The following is a 14186-nucleotide window of genomic DNA, read 5'->3' on the forward strand; positions in this document are numbered from 1 at the left end:
AAATATTAGTTTATGAACCTAACATCATTTTCAGTTATCACCAGAAGATCTACAAAAACCATCTTGCTGGCTGGACTGATGACCATTCCCTCTTTTTCTATTCAAGCCTCTGACATTTCAATGACAGAGAAGAATGGTTTTTATGTCCTTAAAGTTGATCAATCAACAGTTAAACAAGTATTCGATTACATTGAACGCAATAGCAAGTATGTATTCGTTTACGACAAACAGGTAAAAAGTCTCCTTGGAAGTAAAGTGAGCGTTGAAACCAAGGGAAGAAGTATTGAGGCAATTCTTGCTGATGTGTGTAGCCAGGTAGGCCTATCTTATCGCATCAACAACCGACAGGTCTCTATCACGGCAGGGGCGAAAACTGCCAGCAACCAAGCGCAGCCGAAGAAAGGAACGACCAAAGTCAGCGGAACCATCAAAGACGCAAACGGCGAACCACTCATCGGTGCAACCATCAAAATAAAGGGTACTAATCAAGCAACTGTTACCGATTTCGATGGCAACTACAGCATTGACGTTCCTCTGGGAGCTGATCTTGAAATCAGCTACATCGGATTCATCGACCAGCACATACACGTAAGCAACAAAGCAACCTACAATATCATACTCGAAGAGAGTGCCAACAATCTGGAAGAGCTCGTTGTGATTGGTTATGGTTCCGTTAAGAAAAAGGACCTGACTGGTGCTGTTGCCGCCGTTAAAGGAGATGAACTGGTAAACAAACGCACCACCATGCTTTCGAGTGCTTTACAGGGAACCCTCTCGGGTGTCACCGTCAACCGCACAAACGGTTCACCTGGCTCAGGTGCCAGCAGCATCCGTGTACGTGGTATCACGACCATTGGCGAGAGCAGTCCTTTGATTATTGTTGATGGTGTCGAGGGCACCCTTGATTATGTAAACGCCAACGATGTAGAGAGCATCTCTGTATTGAAGGATGCTGCAGCAGCCAGTATCTATGGTTCGAAAGCTGCTGCCGGCGTTATCCTTGTCACCACCAAACGTGGAAATGATACAGGCAAACTTGACTTGAAATACACCGCAGAGTTCGGATGGGAGATACCGACCCGCCAGCCAAGTATGGTAGGTGTCACCCGTTACTTAGAGATGAATAACGAGTTGATGTATAACGACAATCCTTCAGGAGGTTTCTTCCAAGTTTATACTGCCGACCAGGTCAAAAACTGGGTAAAATACAACGCTACCGATCCCAACAACTATCCTATCACCGACTGGCAGGGGATGATGCTGAAGAACAGCGCCTCACGAATGACCCACACTCTGAGCGTATCGGGCGGCAATAAAGCTGTAAAATCAATCGCAACACTGTCGTACGATGAGGTTGGCGGACTATATCAAGGACGTGGTTTCCAGCGTTATATGTTCCGCTCAAACAACGACTTCAAAATCAATGAGAAGCTGAGTGCCCAACTCGATGTAAACATCCGTCATGCCAAGAGCAAAGGAACAAACTACACCCCATTCAGCGACATGCGTAAGATGCCAGCCATCTACCCTGCCCTGTGGGATGATGGTCGCATAGCATCAGGTAAGAGTGGCGCTAATCCATATGGACTGCTGACCACAACAGGCAGTTCAATTTCTCACAGCACCCAGATAGCTGGTAAAGGCCAACTCACTTATAACCCTTTCAAGGGGTTGAGTCTTTCTGCCATTGTCTCTCCGTTTATCAACTATCAGAAGTCAAAGGCATTCCGCTTAGCATCATGGTACACCCTGATGGATGATCCAGAAACCATAGGCGGCTATCTGGATGGCGGTTCACTCTATGCAACCAATAAGCTGACCGAAGGACGTAATGACAACTGGCATGTAACCAGTCAGCTGCTGGCCAACTATATACGCAGTTTCGGCAAACATGATATCACTCTCATGGGAGGTTTTGAGAATTACTATATGAAGAGCGAAAGCCTCACTGCTGCTCGCGACCAGTATGAACTGACCAACTATCCATACCTGAATATCGGTTCTGAGGATTTCCAGACCAACAGCGGCTCTGGTTCCAAATATACCTCGAACTCATTCTTTGGTCGTCTGCTCTACTCTTACGCCAACCGCTATCTCCTTCAGGCCAATGTCCGCCATGATGGCAGTTCGCGATTCGCCAAGAATTACCGCTGGGGAACCTTCCCTTCATTCTCTGCCGGCTGGGTCATCTCTGAAGAGCCTTTCATGCAGAAGGCTAACATCAACTGGCTATCATTCCTGAAGCTTCGTGCTTCATGGGGTAAGTTAGGTAATGAGCGTATCGGTAGCAACTACTATCCATACATCGCCTTGATGTCATTCGGAAACAGTCTGTTCTACAATGCTGATGGAACAGTTACATCAAGCAAGACAGCCCGTCCTGGCGTATTAGCCGTTGAAGACATCTCATGGGAAACAACCACCAGCACTGATTTAGGCTTTGATGCAAACTTCTTCAACAATCGTCTGCACTTCAATTTCGACTATTATTGGAAGAAGACCACCGACATGCTGTTGGCTATTGAGATACCCTACTCTATGGGCTACAGCAATCCAAGCACCAACGCAGGAAAGATGTCGACACATGGTTACGATATCGACGTAACCTGGCAGGACAAGATTGGCGAATTCCGCTACAGCATCAGCCTGAACTTCTCTGACTATCTGTCAAGAATCGACTATCTGAACAACGCCGATATCATTAGCGGCAGCACTATCAAGCGTGCAGGCATTCTCTATAACGAATACTATGGCTATATCTGCGATGGTATCTACCAGACACAGGAAGAGGTGAACAATTCTGCCACCACCAGTACTACTGTCACCGTAGGCGATTTGAAGTATCGCGATATCAGCGGTCCTGACGGCGTTCCTGATGGAAAGATCTCGCCAGAGTACGACCGTGTACCTCTGGGCAATTCACTGCCACGCTATCAATATGGTGGCAACATCAATGGTTCCTGGAGAGGATTCGACTTCAATATTGCCTTCCAGGGCATTGGCAAGCAGAACGCATATCTGTCAACAGTTCAGGTTCAGCCACTACGTGACAACTATGGAAATATACCTGCCATCATTGAGGGGAAATACTGGAGTGCATTCAACACCGATGCAGAGAACGCAGCAGCCAGCTACCCACGCTTATCAAACGTATCAAAGAACAACAACTACGCCACATCATCATTCTGGATGTTCAATGGCTCTTACTTCCGTTTGAAGAATCTTACTATAGGTTATACACTTCCACAGCAGTGGACAAACGCTATCGGTATCAACAAGACACGTTTCTACGTCAGCGGATCGGATATCTTCTGCATCAGCAACTTCCCCAAAGGATGGGATCCAGAGATGGGTGCAACGGATTATCCTATCACAACTTCTTTGATCTTAGGTGTACAAGTAAACTTCTAAATACGACAAACAATGAAAACAAAGATATTTTTAGCAGGCATCTGCCTTGCAATGGCATCTTGTGAGAGCATGGACCTGGTGCCAGACTATCAGGGTAATACCGCCTCATGGTATACCTCAGAGACCGAACTGCAGTTGGCAGCGAATGAGTTCTACATCCTTGGCTACTGGCAGGAGCCACTCAGCTCATCAGAGCAGTGGAGCGACAATACAACCTATCGTCTTCAGAACCGTAACCCAGGTAGTAACGGAACTATCCTCGACGGCACCATGAACGGTCAGCAATGGGAAGTTTATTCACTCTGGCAGCAGAGCTATAAGTTGATTGCCCGTTGCAACACCATGTTAGAGAACATCCACAAGGCCGAAGGTAAGGTGAACGCACAAGTCAAGAACCGCTATGCTGGTGAAGCTTATTTCTGTCGTGCATGCAAGTACGCCGATCTGCTATTCTTCTATGGCGATATACCATATCTCGAAAGGACAGAGACCATTTCTGAGGCAGAAAGTCAAGGACGCATGCCCAAGGCTGAAGTGAAAGAAAAGACATACGCCGATTTCGATAAAGCCATCGAATATCTTCCTGTTGAGTATGGTCTTAATCAAGCCATCCATGCCACCCGTGGTGCAGCCATGGCTATGAAAGCCCGTTTTGCGCTCTACATGGGCGATTACGACATTGCCGCACAAGCTGCCAAAGCATGTATGGACCTGGGCATTTACTCACTGGAACCCGACTTTGCAAAACTCTTCAAACAGAGTACCAAGGTTAATCCAGAGAAGGTATTCGTCATACCACGCTCTATAGAGAACAATGTGATACTTGACAGTTGGATTGTCAAGAACGGATTACCACGCAATGCCAATGGCTATGGTTCGTACAACCCTTCATGGGATCTGCTTGCAGCCTATCTCTGTACCGACGGTCTGCCCATCGACGAATCTCCCCTATTCAATCCTCAGAAGCCTTTCGAGAATCGTGACCCACGCTGCGCCATGACTATCGTGGAGTTCAATACCGAACATTGCGGTTTCGAATATGATCCAAGTCCAGCAGCGAAACAGGTTATGAACTATACAACTGGTAAGATGCAGTCGAACAACGACTCACGTATCGTCAACCAGTATGCTTCATACACAGGCTTACTATGGAAGAAAGGCATTGATGCCACCTGGATGGAAAACGGTCTGAAAGTTGAACAGGACTATATCATCATGCGTTATGCAGATGTATTGCTCATCTATGCAGAGGCCATGATTGAACAGAATAAGATTGACGACAGTGTGCTGAAGGCCATCAACATGGTGCGCTCACGTGCCTATGGTGTTAGCTATAACCAAACCGACGCCTATCCAGCTGTAACTGCAACAAGCCAAGCAGCCTTGCGTAAGGCAGTCCGTATCGAACGCCGTATGGAGTTTGCCATGGAGAATCAGCGTCTGCAGGACCTGATGCGTTGGAAGTTAGCCTCAAAAGCGCTGAACGGCTATAACTACATCATGCTTCAACCACAGGATTTATTGAACGATGTAGTGAATAAAGGTCTCTGGTTCTGGGCAATTACACCACAGATTGATGAAGACGGACTGGCAGATTTCTCTGCGCTCCTTAATGGCGGTTATTGCACTACCGGGGCCAAACGCATCTTCCCTGATCGTGAATACCTATGGCCCATCCCAACGCACGACATGGAACTGAATCCAAACCTCACCAATAATGAAGGTTATTAAACAGGGTATTAATTTCATTTAGCAACTGATGAATCATTATGAAAACTAAGAATATTATCAAAACACTTACGGTTACAGCCATGGTCTCTATGACCATGCTGTCAACCTCTTGCAGTGACACTATTGACAACCTGTACTCGAAGAATAAATCGGAAATACAGTTGAATATCTCGAGCGACTACATCAAACTTGATGAAAGTAATCCCGACGCAACGGCATTAACCATTGACTGGGACGCAGCTCACAATTTCGGTGAGGATTATATCACTACCTACAAATACGAATTCCAGCTGATAGGTTCAAAAGCTGACGAGCTCAAGGAATATGAGGACGACGGTAAATTCCAGCGTACTTATACCAATAAGGAACTTCAGGATATCCTGGTGAATCATTTCGGATTAACGACCTCTACGGTGGGTAATGTGCTTGTCACAGTTACAGCCACATTCGAGGGACCGAAACTGATCGTACCGGATATCTCAACCGTCTATCTGAAGATCAAGACCTATGGTCCCAAACAGTTCAAGGCAGACAAACTGTACATCGCAGGTAGCGCCGTTGGCGAAGATAAATTGGAACTGACTGCCAACGAGACCTCGCCAGAGCTCTATGTATGGAACGGAGCTCTGAACCCTGGTAAGGTATTCTTCCCTGTTACTAATGCTGATGAGCAAAACGCTATTGGTCCAGCAACAGCGGATGAGCCCGTTACGACGTCCGACATGGAAGCCATCATCAGCGATGAGGCAACAACTAATTCTTGGGTCGTAAGCAAGGCGGGAAACTACCGTGTTACAGTTAACATGAATACCCACAAGGTAAAGATTGTTGAAGAAGGCGCCGTAGTAGAAGTCGATCAGATGTATATGGCTGGTTCGGCTGTTGGAGCAGGCCAAATTGAACTGGCCCAGACCCTTGAAAACGAAAACGTATATGCCTGGCGTGGTGAGCTGGCTGCAGGAAATCTCTATATTCCACTGTCATTTGACGGTGCACAGGAAGTGTCGATTGTACCTCAGGACGCTAATAGTCACGACATCCAAGATGGCGAACCTACCGCATTCGGACAAGCTGCCACATCAACAGCGCTGTCAAAGCGTTACTGGACTATTCCCGCTGCCGGAACTTACCGCATAGTTGTCAACACCAATGAGAAGACGATTGCCATCTATTCGGCAGCCACCGACATGCAACCCAAGCAAGTTAGCTGGAATAACACAACACTCAAAATCAATCCTTATGTACAGAAGGTCAACGTTCTCTATATGTATGGTACTTTCAACAGTTTTGCCCATGATGAAGGCGTGTTTACTGGTTTCCAATCAAAATACAACCTCATCCAGAGCGCTGCCAATCCATACGTATTCGTTTACAAAGGCGATCCACTGCCACGTGAGACAGCCAAGGACGAACGTAGTAATGACGTAAAGGCTGCCGTGAAGTTCTGTACCGATAATCAGAACAACAACATCTATGCCTACGGTTCGACCGCAAGCGCCAAACGTAACGACCACAACGGATATGTAGAGGCACAGTTAGGCAAATCAGAAACACTTGTTGCAGGTCAGGGCGACAACCGTTATGCCTACTTCGTCATTCCTGAGGGTTGCAACTATGTAGAAGTGAACATCGACAAACTCACCGTCGTATTTGATCAGAAATAATCATCTTTAAATCATAGAAAAGAACAATGCATAATAATTTCAAAAGCAAGTTGACAACATGGTCAATGGTCCTTTTAACCTCACTGCCCATCATTGGAACCTCGTGTTCCAGTGATAAGGTAGCCGAGACCTCAACAAACAATTGGAATATATCTGGTAACACTATTGTAAATATCAAGCCAGAATACAACAAGCTACTTCGCAATCCACTTCAGGGCTGGAACATCTATACAGGTCTTGGCGATGGACTCATTAGTGATTTCTGGGAGAAGTATGATCATTTCGAGTCACGCATCGGTCAGGTAAAAGTTTCCGATTATGGAACTACACTCTACATCCGCGGTGCATGGAGTTACTTTAATCCAGAGGAGGATAAGTATATCTGGGACGAAAATAACAACGACATCTATGCACAACGCTTCCGTATGCTTGCAGAAGGTGCCAAACAGCGCAACCTGAAGTTGGCATTTACATTTGTCGTTGACAGCCGTGACAAACATGAGTTCTTTACCCCCCAGTTTGTTAAGGATGCAGGCGCCAAATGCTATGAAACAGTTACTGGTACAATGAAAGTATGGTCGCCCTACCCTGACGATCCTATTTTCCAGCAGAAGTATGAGAAGTTTCTCAGAGCATTCGCTGCCAAATACAACGACCCCGACGTCACAGCCTATGTCAGCGGTTTCGGCTTAGGCAAGTGGGGAGAGACCCATTCACTGATCTACTCTACTGGCGACGAGAGTCCTAAACAAGCTGTTTTCGACTGGATTACCGACCTGATGTCGAGCCTCTTCACCAAAGTGCCTATCTTCATTAACTACCACCGTTGCCTTCTTTCTACCAAGGAGTATCAGAGTTCGCCAAGTGATGATTCTAAGCGTCTCATCACTGAGGCTGTCAACAAGGGATTCTCTCTGCGTCACGACGCATTTGGTATGAAGACCTACTATAGCACGTGGGAACGTGGCATCGCCGCTAAGTTCTACGGTATTCGCCCCATCATCGAAGAAGGCGGCTGGGTAGAGTCTTCACATGGTAATTCTATCAAAGGAGATGGCTATGCAAACTTCGCCGAAGTCCGCAAAGGCGAATTCGACGAAGGCAAAGTAGCCCATGTTAATATGATGGATCTTCGTTACTCAAGTTCAGTTAAGACAGGAGAGACGCATTCATGGTTCAACGATGGTTTCACCTACCTCAACGAGTTTATCTCGGAAGGCGGCTACCGTCTATATCCCGACAAGGTATCCATTCCACAGTCGGCCAACATCGGTTCCAAGGTACAGATTACACACCGTTGGTCAAACCTTGGTTGGGGCTATTGTCCCAATAACATTCCACAGTGGAACTATAAGTATAAAGTAGCATTTGCCTTACTCGACAAGAATACTCAGAAACCTGTCCAGACATTTGTTGACGAGACACCAAAGATTTCGGATTGGTTGCATGGTAACCCACAGACATACACCTCCGATTTCTCATTACAGAGTGTATCAGCAGGTAGCTACACGTGGGCTGTAGGTATTATCGACTCATCAAAAGGTAATGATGTGATTGGTTTGAACCTCTCCGTACGCGACGATGATCTGACGCCAGAAGGATGGGTTAAACTCTCTGATGTGACCATTAAATAATTTTCATTGAGCTATGATAGAAAGACTCATCACGTTGTTGATAGTTGTAATTGGTTGCCTGACGGCAGAAGCCTCGGAAATCTTTTTAGAGACCGAGAGCTTCAGCCGCCACGGTGGCTGGGTTGTCGATCAACAGTTCATGGATCAAATGGGCTCACCTTATATCATGGCTCATGGTATGGGAGTTCCTGTAGCAGATGCAACCACGGATTTTGAAGTATCTGTATCCGACACCTATTATATTTATGTACGCACCTACAATTGGACATCGCCTTGGACCTCACGCCGTGGTCCTGGCAGTTTCCAACTGAAGGTCAATGGTAAATACCTGTCCGAAAGACTTGGCGACACAGGCTCACGATGGCAATGGCAATTTGCCGGCAAAGCCAGACTACGAAAAGGTATCAACGCCATAGCCCTACATGACCTGACAGGTTTTGACGGGCGATGCGATGCTGTGTATATAACCACCTCACCTGTATTGACAGACTCATTGTCAGACATGACAACAACCCAACAACTACGTCAACGTTTAAATCCCAACAAGGTGACCCATGCTGGCCGATTTGACTTAGTGGTTGTCGGTGGTGGCATTGCAGGCATGTGCGCAGCCGTTAGTGCAGCCCGATTAGGCAGCAAGGTAGCATTGATCAACGACCGTCCACTATGGGGTGGCAACAACTCATCAGAGGTACGTGTCCACCTAAGCGGTATCATTGAGGTCGGTCAATATAAAGGTCTTGGTCGCCTCATCCGAGAGTTTGGTCATTCAAACAAAGGGAATGCAGGCCCCGCAGAAACCTACGAGGATGACAAAAAGAAAGCATTCCTTGAAGCTGAACCAAACCTTACACTCTATCCTTCTTATCATCTGGTAGGTGTCAAGAAGGCTAACAGCAACATAGAATCCGTAACCATACAGAACATATACGATGGCCAGCAATATGAACTTGAAGCACACCTGTTCAGCGACTGTACAGGTGATGGTACTCTGGGTTTTCTGGCCAATGCCCATTACCGCATGGGTCGCGAGGCCAAAGCCGAATATGGTGAGAGTTTAGCACCTGAAACAGCCGACTCGATTGTTCAGGGTGCATCATGCCAATGGTATTCAGAGAAGCGTTCTCATCCATCCACATTCCCGGAATTCTCATATGGTGTAGATTTCAATGCTAACAATTGTGAGCGAGTGGACAAAGGCGAGTGGAAATGGGAAACAGGTATGAACCGCAACCAGATAACCGAAGCAGAACGTATTCGTGACTACGGCATGATGGTTATCTATTCCAACTGGAGTTGGCTGAAAAATCACGATCGTACCAAAAAGAATTACGCCAACAACCAACTGTCTTGGGTTGCTTATGTCTTAGGCAAGCGCGAGTCACGACGTTTGTTGGGCGACTACATCCTGTCAGAGGAGGATATCAATAAAAATGTATTCCACGAGGATGCCTCATTCACTACGACATGGGCCATCGACGTCCATTCCGTAGATTCTATGAATCACATCCATTTCCCTGGCAATGAGTTTAAAAGCCGGACTGTACATCGTTGGATTTACCCATATGGTGTTCCCTACCGATGTCTCTACTCCCGCAATGTAAACAATCTGTTTATGGCTGGAAGAAATATCAGTTGCACACACATCGCACTTGGTACCGTCCGTGTGATGCGTACAACAGGCATGATGGGCGAAGTGGTTGGCATGGCAGCAGCCATATGCAACAAACACCAAGCACTGCCACGTGATGTATATCATCACTATCTCCCTGAGTTGCAAGCACTCATGCAGCAAGGAGTTGGACGCAATGACGCGCCAGACAATCAACGTTTTAACGGCCCGAATCAGTTACTATCGGTTCCCAGGGCTTTCATGACAAGAAACCTTTATGAATAGATTTTTCATACACCTCATCATGTTAAGCACCATGGCTCTGTCACCCGCTCATGCGGAGAGACAGAGTTATGCCGTCATGCACGGAGATACACTAAAATTAGGTAACAGTCTTGTGGAGCGCACCTTCCTTTGGAATGGTGGCGCTCTGAAGACTGTACGCTTGGTTAATAAGCAACATAAAACAGCCATCCTTGCGAAAGGAACTATGCCTGATTTCGCTATGGTCAAGGCTGAGGTTGACAGTGCCTGGATAAAAACCGAATGGCTATCCGCTAATGGGGTTCATCCAGCGTATCTAAGAGTCAGTGTATGGTCACGTCAGGGTACACTTGAGTGCTTACGTCAGTTCCGTGTTTACGATGATTGTCCAGCAATTGCCTGTGACTATTATCTCAAAGGACGTATCAATCCGCTGCATCAAAGTACGGTGGTCAATCATGCCGACCGCAAGAACATCGAGTCGACCGCCGATATGGGTATACAACTGAAAACACCGACAATTGACAGGATTCAGCTTGATGGAAACCATTGGCAGACACGTGTAGTAGAGTTTCTTGATTATACCGACTGGAACGATAATCTTGTAGTAGAACGCCAATTCATCCCATATCGTCGTACAGGTCATCGAGGGAACCTTCTCTTTTCGAAAGACGAACTAACAGGAAAGGGCTTTTTCTTTCTGAAAGAGGCACCAAGTTCAAGTACACAGTTACATTACACCGGCTCTGACTTCATCACAGATTTCAATGATTTCATGGTTGTGAGTCCTGGTTTTACTCATCAGGATATCAGTCCTGACACATGGACCCGTATCTATGGTTGTGTGATAGGCGTATGGAATGATCGAGAAGTGGATGCTCTTATTGCCCTTCGCTCTTATCAGAAACAGTTACGGAGCGCCACATCCCAGCGAGACGAGATGATTATGCTTAACACATGGGGCGACCGGAGTCAGGACGCCAAGATTAACGAGGCATTTTGTCTGGCAGAGCTTGACCGTGCCAAACGTCTGGGTATCACCGTATTTCAGCTCGATGATGGCTGGCAAACGGGAAAGAGCCCAAATTCCAAAACTTCAGGCGGTTCGTTTAATGACATCTGGAAAGACAATCTTTACTGGACACCCAATAAAAGCAAATTTCCTCATGGTCTTGAACCTATCGTGAAGAAAGGCAAAAAACTCGGCATCCGCATAGGTCTCTGGTTTAATCCGAGCATACAGCATGACTTTGCCGATTGGCAGAAAGATGCAGATGTCATCATTAAGCTCCATCAGCAATATGGTATTGAGTGTTTCAAGATTGACGGTTTACAGATACCGAACAAAACGGCAGAGACAAACCTACGGAAGCTTTTCGACCGCGTCTCTACCGAAACCAATCATCAGGTGATCTTCAACCTCGATGCGACGGCTGGTCGTCGTGGCGGCTACCATCTGTTCAACGAGTATGGTAACATCTTCCTCGAGAATCGCTACACCGATTGGGGGAACTACTATCCGTACCGCACACTCCGTAACCTATGGCAACTCAGCCGCTATGTGCCTGCAGAAAAACTGCAAGTGGAGTTTCTTAACAAATGGCGTCATGCTGAGAAATATCCTGCCAATGATAGTTTCGCCCCTGCGCACTATGATTTTGACTACCTGTTTGCCATCACCATGGCAGCCCAGCCGCTGGCATGGATGGAGGCCGCCAATCTACCCCAAGAGGCATTTGCATTAGCAACACTCATGAGTCAATACAAGACTATCCAGCATGCCTTTCATCAAGGTATCATTTTACCCATTGGTGAAGAACCTTCAGGACGTGCCTGGACGGGATTTCAGTCAATGGCGTCAGAAACGACAGGCTATTTCATCGTCTATCGCGAAGACAATCAGCGTCCCCAAGCCGAACTGTCAACATATCTCACGAAGGGCGCCACCATTGGCTTAGAACTTATTGCCGGACGAGGTAGTTCGTTTAATGCACATACAGATGACGAGGGCAGACTCCTGTTCAAACTCCCTCAGAAGAATCAGTTTGCAATCTATAAATACACGATTATAAAATGAAGAAGATCATATCTTTATTACTTTTATCCCTATCAACAATGGCTGTCATGGCGGCCGATACGTACATCTCCAATGTCTATGGTAGGAGCTACCAACTACTCAATGGCAAATGGGATGCGATTGTTGATCCCTACGATGCAGGACGTGGAGCCAGGATTTTCTTAAATCAGAAGCCCACAGGGAAAAGCGACTTTTATGAATATGCCTTTGAAAATGGCATGCGCCTGAATGTTCCTGGCGACTGGAACTCCCAAAACACAGAGCTGAAGTATTACGAAGGGACGATTTGGTATTCACGCCATTTCAATGTCCGAAAAGTTGGTACAGAACGACGTTTTCTCTATTTCTGCGGGGTAAGCTACCGCTGCAATATCTACCTCAATGGTGCGCTCATCGGTTCACACGAAGGTTCATTTACGCCTTTTCAGTTTGAAGTCACCGATAAACTGAAGGATGGTGATAATAATCTCATAGTTGAGGTGAACAACCGTCGCCAGCAAGATGCCATCCCCGCATTGTCGTTTGATTGGTGGAACTATGGTGGAATTACACGCGATGTGATGCTCGTTACCCTTCCTCAGACCTATATCAGCGATTACTTTATTCAATTAGACAAACATCTGCCGAACGTGATTCATGCAGAAGTCAGTCTCTCTGACGAGAAAGCTGACGAGACGATAACGCTACGCATACCTGATTTATCAACGAGCATCAAGATGAAAACCGACAAATCTGGGAAAGCAAAGAAAACCTTCAGGATAAACAAATTACAACGCTGGTCACCAACACTTCCTAAGCTCTATGATGTAGAGATAGAAACAAATACGGATCAAGTCAGCGAGCGCATCGGATTCCGAAACATTGAAACGGCAGGTACAAAAATCATGCTGAACGGGAAAGAGGTTTTCCTGCGAAGTGTCTCTTTCCACGAAGAGATTCCTCAGCGCATGGGACGTGCCTGCACGCCTGGCGATGCCGAGTTTCTGCTTAGCGAGGCCAAGGCTTTAGGAGTAAACATGGTACGTTTGGCACATTATCAACAAAATGAGTATATTGTGCGTCGTGCCGAAGAGATGGGTATCATGCTTTGGCAGGAGATTCCTGTATGGCAAGCCATCGATTTCACCAACAAGGAAACTCTTGCCAAGGCTCAGCAGATGCTTCTTGAGACCATCAAACGGGATCGCAACCGTTGTGCCGATTGTTTCTGGGGCATTGCCAACGAAACCCGCCCTTCAGAAGCACGCCATGCATTCCTCACGACACTGCTTGAGACTGGCAAAGACATAGATACCACCCGACTCTTTGTGGGAGCTTTTGACAACGTGTATTTCCAGCAGTCATCACAACACTTCGAGATGCACGACGCGTTTATCAACCAACTCGACATGATTGGTGTAAACAAATATATGGGCTGGTACGCAGCCTGGCCACTATCTCCTGAGAAATGCATCTGGCAAGTAGCCGAGAACAAACCACTCTTCATCTCAGAATTTGGAGGCGAGGCCTTATATGGACAGTCGGGCGATGAAACAGTAGCCTCTTCATGGAGCGAAGACTATCAAGCCAAGCTCTATCACGACAATCTCACCATGTTCAAGGGCATTCCTAACCTCGTTGGTATTTCACCATGGGTTCTGTTCGACTTCCGTTCCCCCACCCGTTTCCATCCTCGCAATCAGGAAGGCTGGAACCGCAAAGGACTTGTCTCCGATCAGGGACAGAGAAAGAAAGCATGGTATATCATGCATGATTTCTACAACCAGATGAAAATGAAATACGAATTTTAAACC

At 46.6% G+C, this 14186-nt stretch carries 7 protein-coding genes; all 7 read left to right on the plus strand.

Annotation, left to right across the window (positions count from 1 at the left end; all coding sequences use genetic code 11):
- The first annotated feature begins 12 nt into the window (after positions 1–12).
- Genes T495_RS0108105 through T495_RS0108135 form a run of 7 tightly spaced genes read left to right on the plus strand, consistent with a single transcriptional unit; the run spans position 13 to position 14183 of the window.
- Positions 13–3411: a TonB-dependent receptor gene (locus tag T495_RS0108105; protein ID WP_051651936.1), complete on the plus strand. Its 3399-nt coding sequence runs from the start codon at positions 13–15 to the stop codon at positions 3409–3411.
- A 12-nt stretch (positions 3412–3423) separates the two neighbouring features.
- Positions 3424–5142 carry a RagB/SusD family nutrient uptake outer membrane protein gene (locus tag T495_RS0108110; RefSeq protein WP_033148272.1) on the plus strand — a complete coding sequence of 573 codons (1719 nt, stop codon included), beginning with the start codon at positions 3424–3426 and terminating at the stop codon, positions 5140–5142.
- Between the two features lie 38 nt (positions 5143–5180).
- Positions 5181–6806 carry a SusE domain-containing protein gene (locus T495_RS0108115; protein WP_033148273.1) on the plus strand — a complete coding sequence of 542 codons (1626 nt, stop codon included), beginning with the start codon at positions 5181–5183 and terminating at the stop codon, positions 6804–6806.
- 26 nt (positions 6807–6832) lie between these two features.
- A complete protein-coding gene (locus T495_RS0108120) occupies positions 6833–8440 on the plus strand; it encodes a hypothetical protein (RefSeq protein ID WP_028902101.1) in 1608 nt (535 codons plus the stop codon).
- A gap of 16 nt (positions 8441–8456) precedes the next feature.
- Positions 8457–10337 carry an FAD-dependent oxidoreductase gene (locus T495_RS0108125; RefSeq protein WP_033148438.1) on the plus strand — a complete coding sequence of 627 codons (1881 nt, stop codon included), beginning with the start codon at positions 8457–8459 and terminating at the stop codon, positions 10335–10337.
- Positions 10330–12393 carry an alpha-galactosidase gene (locus T495_RS0108130; protein WP_033148274.1) on the plus strand — a complete coding sequence of 688 codons (2064 nt, stop codon included), beginning with the start codon at positions 10330–10332 and terminating at the stop codon, positions 12391–12393. Before T495_RS0108125 ends, T495_RS0108130 begins: the two co-directional genes overlap by 8 nt.
- A complete protein-coding gene (locus T495_RS0108135) occupies positions 12390–14183 on the plus strand; it encodes a glycoside hydrolase family 2 protein (RefSeq protein ID WP_033148275.1) in 1794 nt (597 codons plus the stop codon). The genes T495_RS0108130 and T495_RS0108135 overlap by 4 nt, the downstream gene beginning before the upstream one ends.
- The last annotated feature ends 3 nt before the right edge of the window (positions 14184–14186 follow it).

Source organism: Prevotella sp. P6B1 (genome assembly GCF_000702825.1).
GTDB lineage: Bacteria > Bacteroidota > Bacteroidia > Bacteroidales > Bacteroidaceae > Prevotella.